Origin of the sequence: Crocosphaera sp. (assembly GCF_030064895.1) — a bacterium.
GTDB lineage: Bacteria > Cyanobacteriota > Cyanobacteriia > Cyanobacteriales > Microcystaceae > Crocosphaera.
This window is the reverse complement of record NZ_JASJEB010000005.1, coordinates 67,860-84,936: the sequence shown is the minus strand read 5'-3', so window position 1 is coordinate 84,936 and position 17,077 is coordinate 67,860. Positions and strand designations below refer to the sequence as shown.

Annotated in this window: 20 protein-coding genes and 1 pseudogene; 11 read left to right on the top strand and 10 right to left on the bottom strand. The window is 35.1% G+C overall.

The window, feature by feature from the left end; all coding sequences use genetic code 11:
- Positions 1-88: 88 nt before the first annotated feature.
- Positions 89-1,846, bottom strand: a complete 1,758-nt coding sequence (gene menD / locus QNJ66_RS02335) for a 2-succinyl-5-enolpyruvyl-6-hydroxy-3-cyclohexene-1-carboxylic-acid synthase (RefSeq protein ID WP_300502666.1) — start codon at positions 1,844-1,846, stop codon at positions 89-91.
- Positions 1,847-2,234: 388 nt separating this feature from the next.
- Here menD and gcvH point away from each other — a divergent pair, with 388 nt between their 5' ends.
- Together gcvH and murJ are read left to right on the top strand one after the other, a co-directional pair.
- Positions 2,235-2,636: a glycine cleavage system protein GcvH gene (gcvH, locus tag QNJ66_RS02330; protein WP_300502664.1), complete on the top strand. Its 402-nt coding sequence runs from the start codon at positions 2,235-2,237 to the stop codon at positions 2,634-2,636.
- A gap of 303 nt (positions 2,637-2,939) precedes the next feature.
- Positions 2,940-4,538 carry a murein biosynthesis integral membrane protein MurJ gene (murJ, locus tag QNJ66_RS02325; protein WP_300502662.1) on the top strand — a complete coding sequence of 533 codons (1,599 nt, stop codon included), beginning with the start codon at positions 2,940-2,942 and terminating at the stop codon, positions 4,536-4,538.
- A gap of 98 nt (positions 4,539-4,636) precedes the next feature.
- Here murJ and QNJ66_RS02320 read toward each other — a convergent pair whose 3' ends face one another.
- The 7 genes from QNJ66_RS02320 to QNJ66_RS02290 all read right to left on the bottom strand — a co-directional run bounded on the left by QNJ66_RS02320 (position 4,637) and on the right by QNJ66_RS02290 (position 10,332).
- On the bottom strand, positions 4,637-5,179 hold the full coding sequence (locus QNJ66_RS02320; protein ID WP_300502660.1) for a hypothetical protein: 543 nt from the start codon (positions 5,177-5,179) through the stop codon (positions 4,637-4,639).
- A gap of 313 nt (positions 5,180-5,492) precedes the next feature.
- On the bottom strand, positions 5,493-6,452 hold the full coding sequence (locus tag QNJ66_RS02315) for an asparaginase (protein ID WP_300502658.1): 960 nt from the start codon (positions 6,450-6,452) through the stop codon (positions 5,493-5,495).
- Between the two features lie 19 nt (positions 6,453-6,471).
- Positions 6,472-6,972 carry a CGLD27 family protein gene (locus tag QNJ66_RS02310; protein WP_300502656.1) on the bottom strand — a complete coding sequence of 167 codons (501 nt, stop codon included), beginning with the start codon at positions 6,970-6,972 and terminating at the stop codon, positions 6,472-6,474.
- Positions 6,969-7,412 (bottom strand): ribosome silencing factor, encoded by a 444-nt coding sequence (rsfS, locus tag QNJ66_RS02305; RefSeq protein WP_300502654.1) that lies wholly within the window; start codon positions 7,410-7,412, stop codon positions 6,969-6,971. Before rsfS ends, QNJ66_RS02310 begins: the two co-directional genes overlap by 4 nt.
- A 69-nt stretch (positions 7,413-7,481) precedes the next feature.
- Entirely contained in the window at positions 7,482-7,742 is a 261-nt protein-coding gene (locus QNJ66_RS02300; RefSeq protein WP_300502652.1) for a hypothetical protein, read from the bottom strand.
- Positions 7,743-7,938: 196 nt separating this feature from the next.
- Positions 7,939-9,333: a GIY-YIG nuclease family protein gene (locus QNJ66_RS02295; RefSeq protein WP_300502650.1), complete on the bottom strand. Its 1,395-nt coding sequence runs from the start codon at positions 9,331-9,333 to the stop codon at positions 7,939-7,941.
- Positions 9,334-9,456: 123 nt separating this feature from the next.
- Positions 9,457-10,332, bottom strand: coding sequence for a DNA adenine methylase (locus tag QNJ66_RS02290; RefSeq protein WP_300502648.1), 876 nt, complete (start codon positions 10,330-10,332; stop codon positions 9,457-9,459).
- 438 nt (positions 10,333-10,770) lie between these two features.
- On the opposite strand from QNJ66_RS02290, the gene QNJ66_RS02285 reads away from it, so the two are divergent.
- From QNJ66_RS02285 to QNJ66_RS02250, 8 genes are all read left to right on the top strand, one after another.
- The gene (locus QNJ66_RS02285) at positions 10,771-11,733 is read left to right on the top strand and encodes a hydrogenase small subunit (protein ID WP_300502647.1); all 963 of its coding nucleotides are present in this window, start codon (positions 10,771-10,773) and stop codon (positions 11,731-11,733) included.
- A gap of 70 nt (positions 11,734-11,803) precedes the next feature.
- Positions 11,804-13,399 (top strand): nickel-dependent hydrogenase large subunit, encoded by a 1,596-nt coding sequence (locus QNJ66_RS02280; protein WP_300502646.1) that lies wholly within the window; start codon positions 11,804-11,806, stop codon positions 13,397-13,399.
- Positions 13,400-13,476: 77 nt separating this feature from the next.
- Positions 13,477-13,818, top strand: a complete 342-nt coding sequence (locus QNJ66_RS02275; protein ID WP_300502645.1) for a type II toxin-antitoxin system HicB family antitoxin — start codon at positions 13,477-13,479, stop codon at positions 13,816-13,818.
- Between the two features lie 82 nt (positions 13,819-13,900).
- Complete coding sequence (locus QNJ66_RS02270) at positions 13,901-14,074, top strand: hypothetical protein (RefSeq protein ID WP_300502644.1); 174 nt, start codon at positions 13,901-13,903, stop codon at positions 14,072-14,074.
- A 9-nt stretch (positions 14,075-14,083) separates the two neighbouring features.
- Positions 14,084-14,662 (top strand): hypothetical protein, encoded by a 579-nt coding sequence (locus QNJ66_RS02265; RefSeq protein WP_300502642.1) that lies wholly within the window; start codon positions 14,084-14,086, stop codon positions 14,660-14,662.
- 47 nt (positions 14,663-14,709) lie between these two features.
- On the top strand, positions 14,710-15,210 hold the full coding sequence (locus QNJ66_RS02260) for a hypothetical protein (protein WP_300502640.1): 501 nt from the start codon (positions 14,710-14,712) through the stop codon (positions 15,208-15,210).
- Between the two features lie 46 nt (positions 15,211-15,256).
- Positions 15,257-15,586, top strand: coding sequence for a DUF6883 domain-containing protein (locus QNJ66_RS02255; RefSeq protein ID WP_300502638.1), 330 nt, complete (start codon positions 15,257-15,259; stop codon positions 15,584-15,586).
- Positions 15,587-15,591: 5 nt separating this feature from the next.
- Entirely contained in the window at positions 15,592-15,852 is a 261-nt protein-coding gene (locus QNJ66_RS02250) for a DUF4926 domain-containing protein (RefSeq protein ID WP_300502636.1), read from the top strand.
- A 212-nt stretch (positions 15,853-16,064) separates the two neighbouring features.
- Here QNJ66_RS02250 and QNJ66_RS02245 read toward each other — a convergent pair.
- Both QNJ66_RS02245 and QNJ66_RS02240 read right to left on the bottom strand, forming a co-directional pair.
- Positions 16,065-16,278: pseudogene (locus QNJ66_RS02245) on the bottom strand (type II toxin-antitoxin system HicA family toxin).
- A complete protein-coding gene (locus QNJ66_RS02240; RefSeq protein ID WP_300502634.1) occupies positions 16,275-16,481 on the bottom strand; it encodes a type II toxin-antitoxin system HicB family antitoxin in 207 nt (68 codons plus the stop codon). Before QNJ66_RS02240 ends, QNJ66_RS02245 begins: the two are co-directional and overlap by 4 nt.
- A 111-nt stretch (positions 16,482-16,592) precedes the next feature.
- On the opposite strand from QNJ66_RS02240, the gene QNJ66_RS02235 reads away from it, so the two are divergent.
- Positions 16,593-17,045: a DUF29 domain-containing protein gene (locus tag QNJ66_RS02235; protein ID WP_300502632.1), complete on the top strand. Its 453-nt coding sequence runs from the start codon at positions 16,593-16,595 to the stop codon at positions 17,043-17,045.
- Positions 17,046-17,077: the final 32 nt, after the last annotated feature.

Sequence of the window (17,077 nt, the reverse complement as noted above, 5' to 3'; positions counted from 1 at the left end):
AACTCCAAACTCCGAACTCCGAACTCCGAACTCCAAACTCCGAACTCCTAAAACTAGAAAACTCTGTACCTCACAAGTATGAGAAGTGCTATATTTCATCAATTATGGATAATTGTTCCAGATTATTTTGTAGCCAAATAGCATCTTTTTTTCGGTCGGTCTGTAATTCTAACACACGAATTCCTGTTGAGGGTAAAGTCTTTAATAATCGTTTTAGTTGTGTCCAATTTTTGATCAAAATATGTTCAATATTATAAGTTGCACACAATTGAGAAAAATCGATATTTTGGGGGGTTGCAAAATAGTCTTCAAAAAAAGATTCTTCTTTAGCAATAGGTAACATTTCAAAAATTCCTCCCCCATTATTATTAATTAAAATGATGGTTAAATGCCCTTGAAAATATTTGCTAATTAACCAACCATTAGTATCATGCAAAAGTGCTAAATCTCCTGTGACTAACACACTACTTTTTCCTTTGTAAGCGATTCCTAAAGCAGTAGATAATGTTCCTTCAATTCCGTTTGCACCTCGATTAAAATAGGGTATTAATTCACGTTTATTAGGCATCCAGAAAAATTCAGCATAACGTACTGGCATACTATTGGCAATAAAAATAGTAGTTTCTTCTGGTAAAGTTTTGGATAGAATATAAGAGAGTTTTGCTTCTGATAATTCCTTGATTTGATCAAAATTAGCTCTGATATTTTTATTGATTATTCTGTTTGTTTTTTTCCACTTCTTTAGATAGGATAAATCTGGTTTATCGGGTATATATCTTTCATCACAATATATCTCTAAGTCATGAATATGTCCGCGAATATAATGAGTATTATTGTGAAGAGGATCAAGATTGTCAGGGCGATTATCAATAATAAAACGTTCCACTTGACTATTTTCTAACCATGCTCTTAATTTTTTACTGGTGGGAAATTCTCCAACTTGAATAACAATATCAGGCACTAATTCATCAGCTAGTTGACTATTACGAAGAATAATATCATAAGTATTAATAATGTTGGGGGAACCTTGAGCATTATTTCTAAGAATAGATAAGGCTTCTGTTAAAACTGGATAGTTTAATAAGGTGGATAATGAGAAGACTTGCTTGCAGTATAAATAAGAATTATCAGTATTAAAAGTACCAGCAATAATAATTCCTTTAGGTTTAGATAACCAGTAATGTAAGTAATCACTTACAAAATATGTCAACAATAATTCTTTGTTTCCCTGATAAATATTATTAAAAAAATTATCAATATTTATTTTAGAGAATAAACTTTCATTTTCCTGAGCAGAAATAGGAGATAAAGGTTCACGAAACGGACAGTTTAAATGGACAACTCCCCGATAAGGAACTAGGGTCTGATCCCAAGCTGTAATTATAGTTTGTCTGAGATAAGATAACATTTTTATCTCAGCAGAAGGTAAAGATAATTCTGTGTGCCAATTACAATAATTACCGTATAATTTAACCTGATCAATAGTTTGTCCTGCATGACAATTTCTTAATTCTGGAGGGCGATCAGCCGTAAAAATTAATAAAGGAACTTGACTTTCTTTCGCTTCAATAACTGCTGGATAAAAATTTGCTCCTGCTGTTCCAGATGTACAAATCAAAGCAGTAGGAAGATGGGTTCTTTTGGCTATTCCTAAAGCAAAAAAAGCAGCCGAACGCTCATCTAAAATAGGGATAGTTTCAATATCAGGATGACTAGCAAACTCAAGGGTTAAAGGAGTAGAACGAGATCCCGGACAAATAACTGCAGTGGTTAACCCTAAACGAGATAAAGTCTCCACAATAATAGAAGACCACAATGTATTAATGTTGCGAAAATCAAGGGGCATTCTTTATATACTTACTTATTAATTATCTATCATTCAGAAGGTGAATTCCAGTCTATCATAAAACCCTTTGATAATAAGCGATCGCTAACTAATAGAAATCAAAAATTTGAATAATAAATATTAAATAACATAAAGTTGGCTTGACAAAATGTCAAGTCTATCAGCCTTTGGGGGCAAAAACATGATAAAAAGTTCACAATAGATGTAAATAGATGAAGATTGGTTAATTGATTTATTTGAATAATTAGTCAAGCTACTTTTCCAAGAACTAAGTTGGAGCTTACCGCAGAAATAAGGTAAGGTAACAACAGGAAAGGGAGAGCTTTCGCCCTCCCTTTTTGGTGGTCATTGAAAAAGAAAAATCTTGAACTAATTTTGAGGATAGGTCATGGAGCTAGAATTTCCTGAAGATTTAAAATACTTAGATACCCACGAATATATCCGTTTAGACGGGGAAATCGCTACTATTGGTATCAGTGCCTATGCGATCGAGCAATTAGGGGATCTCGTCTTTCTAGAATTACCTGAAGAGGGAGACTCTTTGGAAACGGGGACGAGCTTTGGTTCTATTGAATCAGTTAAAGCAGCAGAAGACCTTTACCCTCCCGTTTCAGGAACTGTGATTGCTCGCAATGAAGACATGATCGAAACCCCTGAGGCCATCGCTGATGATCCCTACGGTGATGGATGGTTACTCAAAGTCCGCATTGAAAACCCCGATGATGAATCAGAAGAAATCATGACTGCCCAAGAGTATCGCGCTTTGCTTGAAGGGGAAGAGGATACCTGAGCAAGGAACGAAAACGCAGCCATTAATATTCTTATTGGATTAAGTACCGCAGGGCATTCGGGAACTTGGCTACAGGATGGCCTAAACGCTTTGGGAGAGGATACCGCTACTTTGAAGTGCGACCCAACCGCCGTCTCACGGCGGATTGGAAAGCGCACTTCAGGAGTAATTCTGTCTAAGAAAGTAACCTCTGAGAACAAAGAATCCCCCGTTACAGCGTCAGCTTAACGGAGGGAGTGTCAAGTAGCAGTATCAAGTCACGGAATCTTTAATAATAATTGAAAATTTGTCGTGGGGAGTGTCGTGTCTCTTAACAAAAAAAAATCCCGTTCTTTAGTAAGTATTGCTGGCCTTGTGGCTGTAGCTACCCTGGTTAGTAAAATATTTGGCTTAGTCCGTGAACAAGCGATCGCAGCAGCTTTTGGGGTTGGCCCAGTAATTAATGCTTACGCCTACGCTTACGTTATCCCTGGTTTTTTATTGATTTTACTGGGGGGTATCAATGGACCGTTTCATAGTGCTTTAATTAGTGTTTTAGCGAAACGAGACAAGTCGGAAGCTGCTCCGTTAGTGGAAACGGTAACTACCTTAGTAAGTGTAGTTTTATTGGCGGTTACGGTTGTTTTAATCGTCTTTTCAGATACGTTTATCTCTATCTTGGCACCAGGGTTGGAAGGTGAGGTTAAAGCGATCGCTGTTCAGCAGTTACAAATAATGGCCCCTTTGGCTTTGTTAGCGGGACTGGTTGGTATCGGTTTCGGAACTCTCAATGCTGCTGATCAATATCTCTTACCCAGTATTAGCCCTTTATTTTCTAGTGTAGCCATTGTTATTGGTGTTGTGACCTTAATGTGGCAGTTAGGAACTAATCTGAATAACCCCGAAAATTGGTATTTAGCGGGCATGGTTTTAGCCGGAGCAACCCTTGCAGGAGGGGTTTTACAATGGTTAGCGCAACTATGGGCCCAATGGCAAGCAGGAATGGGCAAACTACGGTTGCGCTTTAATTGGCGTATTCCTGGGGTTATGGATGTAATGAAGGTGATGGGCCCAGCTACCCTATCATCGGGAATGTTACAGATTAATGTTTCTACTGACCTCTTTTTTGCTTCGTTTATCGAGAATGCGGCGGCGGCTATGCGTTATGCAACTTTCATTTATTTAACGCCTTTGGGCATTATTTCTAATATGATTTTAGTGCCGTTTATGCCGGTTTTTTCTCGTTTAACTGCCCCAGAAAATTGGCCGGAATTAAAGGTAAGAATTCGTCAAGGGTTATTCTTAACGGCTTTAAGTATGTTACCGTTAACGGCTATTTTTATGGCGTTAGCCCCTGTTATCATTCGGGTTGTTTATCAAAGAGGTGCTTTTAAATCGGCTGATGTTGATCTGGTTGTTCCTGTTTTAATGGCTTATGGAATTGGAATGTTTTTCTATTTGGCTAGGGATGTTTTAGTTAGGGTTTTTTATGCTTTAGGTGATGGAGAAACGCCGTTTAGGGTTAGTATTTTTAATATTTTTCTCAATGGTTTTTTAGATTTTTTGTTATATAAACCGTTTCAAACTCCTGGTTTAGTATTTGCAACTATTGGGGTTAATGTAGTTTCTTTGATTATTTTCTTAGGCATTCTCAATAAACGTTTAGGGGGTTTACCTTTACAAGAATGGGGTAAGGAGTTATTAGCTTTAACAGGAATTAGTTTTTTAGCTGGTGTTGGTAGTTACGGTGTTAGTTGGGGTTGGGAACAGTTTTATACTGGCAATAATTTAGCCTTACAATTGTTACAATTACTATTATCTGTGGTTACTGCGTTTACTATTTTTCTGGTCTTATCCATTCAATTAAAATTACCAGAAGTTGATCTATTACTGTCTCGAATTAAAGGAAAATTTAAAAAATAGAATTTCTTCCTTCAGTCAGATATATAGCATTGAAAAATATAGTATTTCTTCATTGTAGTGATAAAGAAATACTATCAACTCAATTCGATTTTCACTACTTAATGATGCGCTATTACTATTATAGATTGTTCAGATAAGTCATCAATATCCGATATTTGACCATTATTAGGTTGACTTTCATCATTAAAAGAATCAGATACACGATCATCAATTGTTACTTGTAACTTAGAAACAATTAAGTCATAATTAGGATTTCCTTTTAATAACTCCAGTTCTAATTGTTTTACTCTATCTCTTGCTTGTCGATTAGCCCGCCAGTTTTCTTCTAATCCCAAGGCACCTAACACAGTGGTTAAAAGGGTTGATGATGCAGCTAATACAGAAACTATATCGTTGCGACTAATAGTTTCATTTGTGTCAGATATACGGATGCCATTTTCTAAACACTCCAAATTTACCACAACGGCTGCACTCGCACTAAGTATTGCTATAGCAATGACTAAACTACGATAAACCGAAACCCAACCTAGAGCAAGTACACTATAATTTCTTTGATACTTACCTAGTTTTCTCTTAATTTTCTCTGCTTGAGACATATCATTATTATTTGACTGCTCGACTCTTCTTATTGGCCATCTCATAACCATTTCCTCCGAATGCTCTTTTATAAGCTTATCCTTTATAAAATCTTTATTAACACTTTCTTGATAATCCTTAATATGTTGAAGAGAGAAAAATCGAATAAAGATTCATCCTATAACACTACAAAAAATGGTTAGGACACATAGATTTTGGTTAAAGGAAACAGGGAAAGGGCAAAGGGTAACAGAAAAACCTCATGACTAAAATACCTAAGTAGTAATTCACATCCCTGGCAATGACAATCAAGAAATAACAATTAACCTTTAAGTTCACCCTTAATTAATTCCCTAATTAATATTTCCTAGACAACCATCAATAAGACATAACTAACTCTCCCACCACGTCTAAGCGTTTATAATCGCTCAAAATCAGAAAAGTTTCGGAGAGGGTTTCCGCTACACTAGGACTGATCCAACCCATTTGTCTTAAAATATGGATAGCTACAGCCGATTTAGCCCGTTTTGAGCCATCAACCACCTTAATAGCTAGTCCCATACCTTCTCCCACACGGCCAATACATTGAATTCCTTCTGCCCCTGCTTTACTGATCAATTCACCTTCTGTTAAACGCATCAACTCCGTATCAAAAGAACCGACTCCGGCTACCATGGTGGGATAATAGGTCATAGATCGCAAAATTCGTTCGAGATCAAGACGGTTCCCAGAGGATAGCTGAGCGTATAAATGCGCCATTTGGGAGAGTTTCATAGAATAAGTGGGCGCGCCACAGTCATCGTGGGCCGCGATTAACTCAGGCCCGGGAATTCCCAATAATTCGCCAATTTTATCTAAAATCAACTTTTGTACGGGGGAAGATCGCTTTAAATAGGTACTTAAAGGCCAACCTCGTTGCTGACACACAGCCAACATTCCGGCGTGTTTCCCCGAACAGTTATATTCCAGGGGACTATTGCGCCCCGGAGGAATGGGACATTGTAAGGCACTAGGATCAATATCGGCGCGCCAGAGGACGTTAAACACTTGTCTTGCTTGTTCAACGGTTCCTTGATGGGAACTACAGATAATGGCTAGGTCTTTATCAGTGAGATCATAGCGTTCTAGGGTTCCCGTGGAGGTGACACCCAAAGCTTGGAAGGGTTTGAGGGCCGAACGGACAAAAGCAGTGGTTTCGGGGTTACCAGCGACGGATAAGACTCGGCCTCGATCATCACAGACAGTGGCCTCAACGTGATGGGTTGATTCGACGATCCCTTCTCGCAGTAGGTGAACTTCTAGTTTTGGTGTTAAGTGACGTTTTACTCTGCTGGTCATATAAAAAATTAATTGATAATCATAAACATAGCCAAACTACGCTATCCCCTGCCATAAATAGGGCTAATAGTCCACCTGTACGGGTTAAGCGTCCTAAAATGGGGTTAATTTGATAGGAGACAATGAGGCGATCGCGGGTTAACATTTCTGGGGGTTTGGGCCAGGTTTGTCCATCGTACCATCCTGATTCTTCGTAAAAGATGGTTTCTTTTTTCAGGCGATCGCTGACATAATGCCATCCGAAAAATAATTGTAGTAGAATCAAGGCTAAAATTAATCCTGCACCTAAGTTACTGAACAGGACAAAGGGTAAGACATATTTACTAGGAGCAAAACTGGCGGCGGCAATGGGACTGGTTAGCAGCCAACCTAAAACCCATATTACTGCTATTTTGCGTATAAACAGGGGATTGTCTAGAGTTGCCCAGCGAAAAAACCAGGATTCTTTTAACTCCTCGTATTCGTTAACTGGTTGTTGTTCTAGGGGTACTGGACAGACTTGTATGGATGATTCCCTCATGATGATGATGCTTGTGTAACTTCTAATGTTGAAAATTCTAACCTTTCTGCATGACCCCAGAAGGCTTCTAAATTGTAAAATTCTCGTTCTTCGGGTAGAAATATGTGAACGATCACATCGCCAAAGTCTTGTAAGATCCAGTTTCCGTCTTGTTTTCCTTCGGTTTGTCTGGGAACTTGTTGATGGGTTTGATAAACTTTTTCTTCGATGGCTTCTGCAATAGCTTTGACTTGGGTTCGAGAAAATCCGGTAATAATGACAAAATAATCGGTTAAAAAGGAAACTTCTGTAACTTTGAGTACAGTAATGTCACTTCCTTTGCGATCTTCGGCTGCTTGGGCTATAGTTAGAGCTAGGTTTTGGATTGATTGGTCGCTGGTTTTGTCGATCACTGTTAGGTTATTGGGATAGTTGGAGATAGTATTTTTGCAATGGTTCATTAAGATGTTTATATATTGTACCGATTTTTTTTAAAGATTACGACAAGTATAATTTGCTTCCAATAAATTTTAACTACTACGGTTAACTTCTTCTTGTAACCAAGGATCAACTTGTTGTCCATCTTTGCGTTTTAATTCAATTCTGATGTTTGTTTTTAGATTAGAATTAGGTGGTACTGGTTGTGTATGAAATGAAATTTCGTAGGCGTTGGGATCTTCCTTTTGATCTTTTAACCAATCTTGTACTTTTATAGCGCAAAAAAATGATTGTCCCTGGTCAAACATTCTAGATATGTGCATTTGTAATGTATGGGGATTAACTCTAGGCATAATTTTTTTCACTCAATTTTAAATCTTGTCTTTATTCTAGCTATTTTTTGGCTTTGTTATACAGTTTTTTAGATTGTTTAAACAAAAAATAACAAACTTATTACAAATTTTCATATTTTAATATAATAAAAAGGACTTGGGGGGACATTTATCTACTCTTGAATATCTTGATTAAATGGACAGGATAAGAATAGGTTTAGATATTTAGTATGGGATCAAGTAACTCTATATAATATCGTTGTTTCTCATTTAATTTTTCTTCAGAAAATTCGTGATAATAAACCATGTAAAATAGTGTTTCTTTGCATCTATCTAATTGTGAATGAAGATGATGTTTATCTCCTATCCAACTAGAACGTAGATTTTTGGCTTGACCAACATAAAATACAAAGTGTTGACTATTGGCAACAATTTCAACAATATAAATTCCTGAATATAAAGGCAAACGATCTACATATTTAAGTAATCTAGAAGACCAACTACTGATAGCAAAAAGAGGAAATGTATGATTTTGTTTATCTAATTCTTTTTTCTGATTTACTTGTGTTAATTCATATTCTTGTGTTTTTTTTGAACGACTACCTATACCTCTTTTTCCTAATTTATAATCATCTTTTATTTTCTGAATATGGTTTTTTAATATAGACTTATCTAACTTTTCTTTAAAAACAAGAGGGATAGGATCTTCTGTATAAGGTTGTAATCTTGAAAGGACTAAATTACTAGGATAATTCTTTTTATTTTCTTTTATTTCTTCTTTTATTGGATAAATACTTGCTAAAGCTTTAAACCATCCATTTTTTAATTTATTTAATGATTGTTGACTAAGACTAAAAATATTTTCAGATGCTAAATAAGTTTCTTTTTTATCTATTAATAAGTCTTCCAGTCCGTAAATTAAAGATACCTCAATAACAAAACCATTAATAAGAATTCTAGCACATTGTCCAACGGCAATATGTGGATTTTTCTTAGTACCAGGAGGTTGTTGCCATTTATTAGAATAGTTTTTCCTGCTTTTAAATGGGTTATCAATTAAACAACTAAAAGTCTCAATTTCTTCATTGGCAAATTGACTTATTTTAGTCGCATTCAGACCAAGATGGATTACATTAGACTTTAAAACTTTCTTTTGAACCCACCAACTTTCATTATAATATTTACACTGTTGAATTAAATTAGAGTCTAGTTCTCTAGGAGGTTCAATTCCTAATACTACAATATACCCAGATAACTTAATTAAAGTTTCTCTTAATAGGGTTTCTGATGGTCTAACATTTTTATGTTTAACTTTACTTTGATTTAAACGAGGATGATATTTAGATATTTCTTGTTGTTCAATTTCATTTAGCTTGGAAGATTCCAGAACTTGATAATAAATTTCAAATTTTGTTTTTTTCTGTGACTTAAGTTGAAATAATCTATGATGAGATTTACTTTTCCAACGAGCTTGAAAATCCTTTGCTTGACCAATATACCAAATTATATGATTCTGGTCAATAACGTAATAAATACCAGAAACTTGCGGTAAGTTTTCTCTGTTTTCTAAGGATACTTTAGGTAAAGCTAAAATACTTGTATCTATAACCATAAAAATTAAAGTAATTATTGACAATATTTAATATCTTATTTAATTTACATAGTAATAACAACTGAAACAGATGATGATGACTTACTTTGGTTTATCTTATTATTATTGTCTCGTTTTTGATGATCAAATATTCAATTTTAAAGATAATTGTTCAGTTTTCGTATTATTATTATTTTCTAATTGCTCTTTTATATCATAGTTTCTAATAAATATTTCTTGTCCTTTTTCTGCTTTTCCTTGTTTATAGTTATTCATCCCATATTGTAACTGCCAAGGAATAATATTAAAGTCTTGAAAATAGTTTCTAATCTCTTCAGAGTCATCATAGGTAATTAACCATTTATGCTGACATTGTTTCATTGTTTGGGCAAAGTCTTGATGATTAAATGATGTATGCAAATCGCCATCTTTTCCGTATAATCTAGATTTAGTTGCGGTTAAATATGGGGGATCTAAAAATATAAATGTATTTTCTCCTTTTTGGTTAACAACTTCTCTATAATCTAAGTTTGTAATACGAATTCCTGGGAGAATATAACCCAAATTTTCTAAGCGTTCAATAGATGATTCTGTAAATCTAGTATGAAAAGATTTTTCTGAATATCCTCCTGATTCAATGGTTCCTGAAAATGTAATTCTATTCAACACAAAAAAACGTACTCCTCTCTCAAAATCAGATATTTTATCAATATCAATTTCACGTAACTCTTTAAATAATTTTCGTCCATCTGTCCTATTCTTTTTAATCTGTCTAAGTTCCGTAACTAATGCTTTTAATTCAGATTGGGCAATTTTCCAAAATAAGTATAATTCTGGGTTTAAATCATTGATCCAAATATCAATATTAGGATAGATTTGTTTAATATAAATAAATATTGAACCACCACCCACAAAAGGTTCTCTATACTCAGAGAAATTAAAATTTTTAGGAAATTGTTCTTGTATTTTTTTAATAGCGCGTGATTTTCCACCAGGATATCTTAAAGGACTTTTAAGCATATTTTTTTACTGATAGTGTAGTGTAGGGTGGGCAAATCAAGCAAGTTTATATAATAAAAAATAACCTTAAATCATTGCCCACCTTCCCTAGCTATTTAGATAATTATTCTTAATTTTTCCCTAGCATAACAGAAAAGACTTTTAATCATAATTTATCATTAATAAGCCATAAGTTGGGCAAGTCGAAAAAGTATGCAAAATCAAAATAACCTTCGACCATTGCTCACCCTACACAGGCAAAAAGCTGTAAATTTTGGTACATTATTGCTAAGTTTATGTTATAATTTCATCATAAAACAGAACAAAATATCAACAAATAATAAGAATATATACAGTATACAAACATTGATTAAATAACCGTTAAATAAAGCTTAAATACTGATAAGGATCAAGGGAAATCGTAGCATAATTAACTGAAAACCCATCCGAAGAGAGTCTATGGCTAATGTTTTATGGCTGCAAGGTGGTGCCTGTTCTGGGAATACTATATCATTTCTCAATGCAGAAGAACCCACCGTCGTAGACTTAATCACCGACTTTGGGATCAATGTCTTATGGCATCCATCCCTTGGTTTGCAATTAGGTGATGAAGTACAACAATTATTAAACGATTGTGTCAATGGCAAAGTCCCTGTAGATATATTAGTCTATGAGGGAAGCGTAGTCAATGCCCCCAACGGAACCGGAGAATGGAACCGTTTTGCCGGTCGTCCCATGAAAGACTGGTTAATTGAGTTATCCAAAGTAGCTGGTTTCGTCGTTGCAGTAGGAGACTGCGCAACTTACGGGGGTATTCCAGCAATGGAACCCAACCCGAGTGAGTCCCAAGGGGTACAGTTCCTCAAACGGGATAAAGGCGGTTTCTTGGGGGCTGATTATGTGTCCCAAGGTGGCTTACCTGTTATTAATATACCCGGTTGTCCGTCACACCCTGACTGGATTTCTCAAATATTAGTTGCAGTGGCCACCGGACGAGTTGGGGATCTCACCCTTGATGAGTTCCACCGTCCTCAAACTTTCTTCCGTAGCTTCACCCAGACGGGTTGCACCAGGAATATGCACTTTTCCTACAAAGCAACCACCCAAGACTTCGGACAACGCACTGGATGTCTATTCTATGATATGGGATGTCGTGGGCCTATGACTCACTCCTCCTGTAACCGTATCTTATGGAATAGAGTATCCTCAAAAACTCGTGCAGGTATGCCCTGTTTAGGGTGTACAGAACCTGAGTTTCCTTTCCATGATCTTAAACCAGGAACGGTCTTTAAAACACAGACTGTTATGGGTGTTCCCAAAGAGTTACCCTCTGGTATCAATAAGAAAGATTATGCGTTAATGACGGTTGTTTCTAAAGATGCAAGTCCTGCGTGGGCCAGTGAGGACATTTTCACTGTTTAACTATCCGTAGGGGTGAACGGCCGTTTACCCCTATTTTATTGAATATTTGACCATTCTTGAGAGTAACATTATGGCAGTACAAAAACTAGAAATATCCCCAGTTGGGAGAGTGGAAGGGGACTTAGACGTTAGGGTTGATATTGAAGATGGCCAGGTGGTTAATGCTTGGACAAAGGCCGAATTATTTCGCGGTTTTGAGGTAATTTTAAAAGGAAAAGATCCCCAAGCTGGTCTTATTGTAACTCCCCGTATTTGCGGTATTTGCGGCGCATCTCACCTAACTTCCGCTTCTTGGGCCTTGGATACGGCCTGGGGTACAGAAGTGCCTCGTAACGCTATCCTAGCAAGAAATTTAGGACAATTAGTCGAAACTGTTCAAAGTCACCCCAGACATTTCTACGCTTTGTATGCGATCGACTTAACCAATAAAAAGTACAAAAATAGTCCTTTTTATGAAGAAGCTTGTAAGCGTTTTAGCGCGTTTACGGGAACGTCTTATGAACTCGCTATTACCACCTCTGCTAAACCTGTAGAACTATATGCTTTATTCGGGGGACAATGGCCCCATTCTAGTTATATGGTTCCCGGTGGTGTCATGTGTGCGCCCACTTTAACCGATATTACTAGAGGTTGGGGCATTATGGAATATTTCCGTACCAACTGGTTAGAACCGGTGTGGTTAGGATGTTCCTTAGAAAGATACGAAGAGATCCAAACCTACGAAGATTTCTTAGAATGGTTAGATGAGAGTCCTGACCATGCGAACTCCGATCTCGGTTTCTATTGGCGTATGGGGTTAGATATCGGTTTACATCAATATGGTGGTGGTCCTGGCCGTTATTTAACCTGGGGTTATCTCCCCCACGAAGACAGATATCAAAAACCCACCATTGAAGGCCGTAACGCGGCAGTTATTATGAAAGGTGGTGTTTACGATAGCTTCACCGATCAACATCATATGGTAGATCATACCTTTGCACGGGAAAATACTAGCCATGCTTGGTACGAAGAGGGAACCGCAGACGTTCATCCTTTCGATCGCACCACTCAACCTAAGCATATCAATACCAACGACTACGAGGGTAAATATTCCTGGGCCACTGCTGTGTCTCATAAGGACTTGGGCCGTATGGAAGTAGGTTCTCTTGCGCGTCAGTTAGTTGCTGGTGGTAAGCATGGAGAAAGTTGGCAACACTATGACGGTTTAATCTTGGATATGTTCAAGAAAATGGGTGGTCCTAGCATCCATCTTCGTGAGTTTGCACGGATGCACGAATCAGTTAAACTTTATCGGGAAGTTGAAAGATGTCTGCGTGAGTTTAAGTTAAACGAACCTTGGTACATCAAACCCGAAGAAAAAGATGGCCGCGGTTGGGGTGGTACCGAAGCGAGTCGTGGTGCCTTATGTCACTGGGTGGAAGTAGAAAAGGGTAAAATCAAGAACTATCAAGTTATTGCACCTACCACTTGGAATGTTGGACCAAGGGATGGTAGTGATACCAGAGGCCCCATTGAAGAGGCGTTAGTGGGTATTCCTATCGAAGATAGCACCAACCCCGTAGAAGTGGGTCATGTGGCGCGTTCTTTTGATTCTTGTTTGGTTTGTACGGTTCATGCTCATGATGCTAAGACCGGCAAAGAATTAGCCAGGTTCCGCACTACTTAATTTTGTAGGGTGGGCATTGCCCACCTTATTTTTTTCTTTGCGTTATTATGACTAAATAAATTATCTAAAAAACGATTATGAAAGGAGAATTAACAGCCATTATTGAAGCAGCAGAGGAAGGAGGATATTGGGCTATTTGTCCTGAAGTTCCTGGGGCTAATGGTCAAGGAGAAACTATTTTACCCATTAACAACAATACTTTAAATAATTTGCTTTCAGAAATATCTCAAGAATGCAATAATGTTAATGTTTTAATCAATCAACTTCAATTATCTGATATTACAGAAAAACAAAAAGCACAAATTTTAGCTGAAATATTAACAGCAACTATTCATTTGCAAGTTCATTGTGATGAAAGTTTTCAAGACTTAATTGCCGAAGAAATGGAAACTTTACCCGATGATGATGAAATAGATTAAATTAATGATGAATAAGTTAAGAGTATTATTATTGTATTTGATTTATCATGCTATAATGATTTCAAATAATTAAGTAATAAATATGACTACAATTACCCTTGAAGTTCCTTCTGAAATTGCAGAAGCTTATCAAGTTGCTTCCTCAGAAGAAAAACAACAAATTCAATATCTTGTTACCCTTTTACTTAAAAGAGAAGATCAAAATGATATTTTCTTTTTGAGAAAAATAGATGAAAAAACAACCTTGAATAGATAAAGTATAGTTATGTCTGAACCTAATACATCAAAATCTAACAACTCGAAAATTTTTTCTTATTCTTTGAAAATTACTTTTTTGTTTATCAAGTTTTTATTAACAACGATTTTACATTTTCGATATTCTGATACAATAAAAACAGAATTGAATAAACCTGTTCAAGTAAGTATAAAGGTAAAAGAGAAAAGTAGAAAAATATCTGTTGTTCAAATTTTTAAGAATAACCTAAAGGATCGAAACATAAATGCTATTCTTATATTACTAATAGCAATAACTATCTACAGTGTCTTGGGAATTTTATGGAATCAATTTGAAATCAATATTTACTTTATCCTTGGAGGTTTAATTTATGCTTCTTTACTTTACTTAAACACTTTATTAGTCAATTTTAGAATAAAAAAAGGATTTTATGGAGGAAATGAATTTGAAGCAAGAGAAATGATTAATTTTATTGAAGAAAATTCAGAAAATATTGACTTCACTGATGGAAACAGTCCTAAAAAATTATTCAATGAGGAAGACTTAAAAGAAATAGAAGAAGAAATTATGATCGAATTAAAGAATGGTTTACCTCAACCTAAAATTTAAATTAATGATTGTATTCTTATTGTCAACTAATATTTAGATTCAAGATAATGCAAAATTTCAATGATATAGGAACAAGACTAATCAGAATATCTCTAAACTTTATAGTTGTTAGAGAACCAGCAAGAACGTCATTAGGTATTTTAATGGGAGTCTTATTACACGCAATTATCACATTACTTAACCCGTTACTGAGTCAATATAATAATATTGTTGATTTTGCTTCCTTATCTATTTTTCAATATACAATTTTCGGCATTATTCTAGTTTATTTACCTTTAATTATCTCTTTTATCTTCTCTGAGAAAACTCAAATTAATGATGAGTCGGTCGAAATGCTACTAAGAACAATTGACAGAATCAAAGAAGACGGAAAACTAACCGATGAACAGGTACAACCCTTATATTTAAAAGTTATTGAAAAAGTTGTTGAAAAAACACAACTAAAGCAAGAGATACAAAAAGAACTCAATGAAATTAATCAAAATATTGCTCAAGAATTATTAGAAAGTGAAACTAAACAACAATTACCTCATAGAAAAACGTCATAAAATTAGTATATTTTATTAAAATTAGCGATCGCAGTTATATAAAAATATGAAATTACCTAACGGAGACAAAGCAGAAATTCCTAGAGAAAAGTTAATTAACTATTGTTTAAACCCAGAACATTCTAGTGGAAAACATAAAGCTAGAGTATTTAAGTCCCGTTTAGGAATTACTCAAGACAATGCTGAACTATTATTACAAATGATTCGAGTAGCAGCAGTTGAAGGTGAAGTTGTACAACAAGCAACAACAAATTTTGGTGAACAATTTAAGGTAGACTGGAAAATACCTAATCAAGAAAAAATGATCCTTCGGACTATTTGGGAAATTGGCTATAATAAATCTAACCCTCGTCTTATTTCTGCATTTATTAGGTGAATATTATGACCAATATTTTAAGTTTAGACACAGTCGCTATTATCCGTCCTATTGCTAAAGAAAGATTAACTTTGGTTGAACCAGAATATGAGTCTGTTAAAAGTTTACCTAGTGGACAAGTAGGAACGGTTGTGGAAGTTTATGAAAGAGAAGGGGAAAAGCATTATTTAGTTGAATTTTCTGATAACCAAGGACAAGAATATGCAATGGCAATTTTAAAAGAACATGAATTACTTGTGTTACATTATACCCTTGAAGTTGCCTGATAAAAATTTATGTAGCTTTTGAAAAAGGAATTAAACAAGCTTATAAAAAATTATATAGATAAATGATACAGCTTAAAGAACCTATTTTACTCATTAAAAATATCACCTTAAATCATTATGATGATAATTTACCCATTGTAGATGATTTAGAAATTAAAGTAACAGCAGTTTCTGATATTTAAAAATGCCATCACCTATTTATTCTTATATAATTATATAAATTCATCTACTTCTAATTTTGACTGTCTAATAATAGCTCTTAGAGTTCCTTCATCAATATTTTTATGATTAGGTACAACGTACTTCTGTGAAAGGTTCATATCTACAGAGAATAATATGGCTACCTTTTTAACGCTTTATGTAAAACCCAAGTTTTTTTAATGTTTTGATACATTCTTTCCCTGAAATTTGAGGTAGTTTACTCATATAGTCAGCGTTAATGTCTCCACTTTATCTTCAGGAATAACACGGCCTTCTTCTTGGAGAACTTCAAGATATAATTCTATTGCTTCTCTAATATTAGCGATCGCTTCTTCTTTAGTTTTTCCTTGACTAATACAAGGAGGTAAACTAGGACATTGAGCAACCCAATAATCATCTTCTCCAGGGTAAATAATTACTTGTCTCATCAGTAACTTATCAAAATAAATTAATTCATTTTTATCATATCACAAAAATAAGTTAGATTGCATTAAATAGTAATATGCTATGATCAGTTATAAACATAAGAAAAAAAGGAAGTGAAAACTAATCTTTACGACACAGATTTTGCTTTATGGTTGGAAAAGCAAGCGATCGCCCTTAAAAACCGAGATATTAATTCACTAGACTGGGATAACTTAGTAGAGGAAATTGAAAGTTTGGGAAATCGTGATAAAAGGGAAATTAATAGTTTGACTTATCGTTTATTATCTCATTTACTATTTTATTGCTATTGGACTGATCATCGGGAATTATATCTTAATGGTTGGGAAAATGAAATCGATAATTTTCGCAATAATTTATTAGCTTTATTAGAAAGTAAGACATACTATAATTATTTTTTAAATCAATTAGAAATTAATTACAATAAAGCGTTAAAAATGGCTAATAAAAAAGTGGAAAGGTCAAAACCATATACTCTTCCTTCTTTCCCTCAAAACTGTCCTTTTACAATTGAACAGATATTAGAAGAAGATTTTTATGGAGTATAAACTAACTTCTTGACTATTTTAAACTATTAATT

What these genes read in the sequence shown, in the direction of transcription:
- QNJ66_RS02275 (WP_300502645.1), top strand. Translation starts at nt 13,477, where the DNA reads ATGAAAGGAGAATTAACAGCCATTATTGAAGCAGCAGAGGAAGGAGGA.
- QNJ66_RS02295 (WP_300502650.1), bottom strand. Translation starts at nt 9,333, where the DNA reads ATGGTTATAGATACAAGTATTTTAGCTTTACCTAAAGTATCCTTAGAA.
- rsfS (WP_300502654.1), bottom strand. Translation starts at nt 7,412, where the DNA reads ATGAACCATTGCAAAAATACTATCTCCAACTATCCCAATAACCTAACA.
- QNJ66_RS02240 (WP_300502634.1), bottom strand. Translation starts at nt 16,481, where the DNA reads ATGAGACAAGTAATTATTTACCCTGGAGAAGATGATTATTGGGTTGCT.
- QNJ66_RS02315 (WP_300502658.1), bottom strand. Translation starts at nt 6,452, where the DNA reads ATGACCAGCAGAGTAAAACGTCACTTAACACCAAAACTAGAAGTTCAC.
- QNJ66_RS02255 (WP_300502638.1), top strand. Translation starts at nt 15,257, where the DNA reads ATGAAATTACCTAACGGAGACAAAGCAGAAATTCCTAGAGAAAAGTTA.
- QNJ66_RS02300 (WP_300502652.1), bottom strand. Translation starts at nt 7,742, where the DNA reads ATGCCTAGAGTTAATCCCCATACATTACAAATGCACATATCTAGAATG.
- QNJ66_RS02285 (WP_300502647.1), top strand. Translation starts at nt 10,771, where the DNA reads ATGGCTAATGTTTTATGGCTGCAAGGTGGTGCCTGTTCTGGGAATACT.
- QNJ66_RS02260 (WP_300502640.1), top strand. Translation starts at nt 14,710, where the DNA reads ATGCAAAATTTCAATGATATAGGAACAAGACTAATCAGAATATCTCTA.
- QNJ66_RS02250 (WP_300502636.1), top strand. Translation starts at nt 15,592, where the DNA reads ATGACCAATATTTTAAGTTTAGACACAGTCGCTATTATCCGTCCTATT.
- gcvH (WP_300502664.1), top strand. Translation starts at nt 2,235, where the DNA reads ATGGAGCTAGAATTTCCTGAAGATTTAAAATACTTAGATACCCACGAA.
- QNJ66_RS02270 (WP_300502644.1), top strand. Translation starts at nt 13,901, where the DNA reads ATGACTACAATTACCCTTGAAGTTCCTTCTGAAATTGCAGAAGCTTAT.
- QNJ66_RS02320 (WP_300502660.1), bottom strand. Translation starts at nt 5,179, where the DNA reads ATGAGATGGCCAATAAGAAGAGTCGAGCAGTCAAATAATAATGATATG.
- menD (WP_300502666.1), bottom strand. Translation starts at nt 1,846, where the DNA reads ATGCCCCTTGATTTTCGCAACATTAATACATTGTGGTCTTCTATTATT.
- QNJ66_RS02310 (WP_300502656.1), bottom strand. Translation starts at nt 6,972, where the DNA reads ATGAGGGAATCATCCATACAAGTCTGTCCAGTACCCCTAGAACAACAA.
- QNJ66_RS02290 (WP_300502648.1), bottom strand. Translation starts at nt 10,332, where the DNA reads ATGCTTAAAAGTCCTTTAAGATATCCTGGTGGAAAATCACGCGCTATT.
- QNJ66_RS02265 (WP_300502642.1), top strand. Translation starts at nt 14,084, where the DNA reads ATGTCTGAACCTAATACATCAAAATCTAACAACTCGAAAATTTTTTCT.
- QNJ66_RS02280 (WP_300502646.1), top strand. Translation starts at nt 11,804, where the DNA reads ATGGCAGTACAAAAACTAGAAATATCCCCAGTTGGGAGAGTGGAAGGG.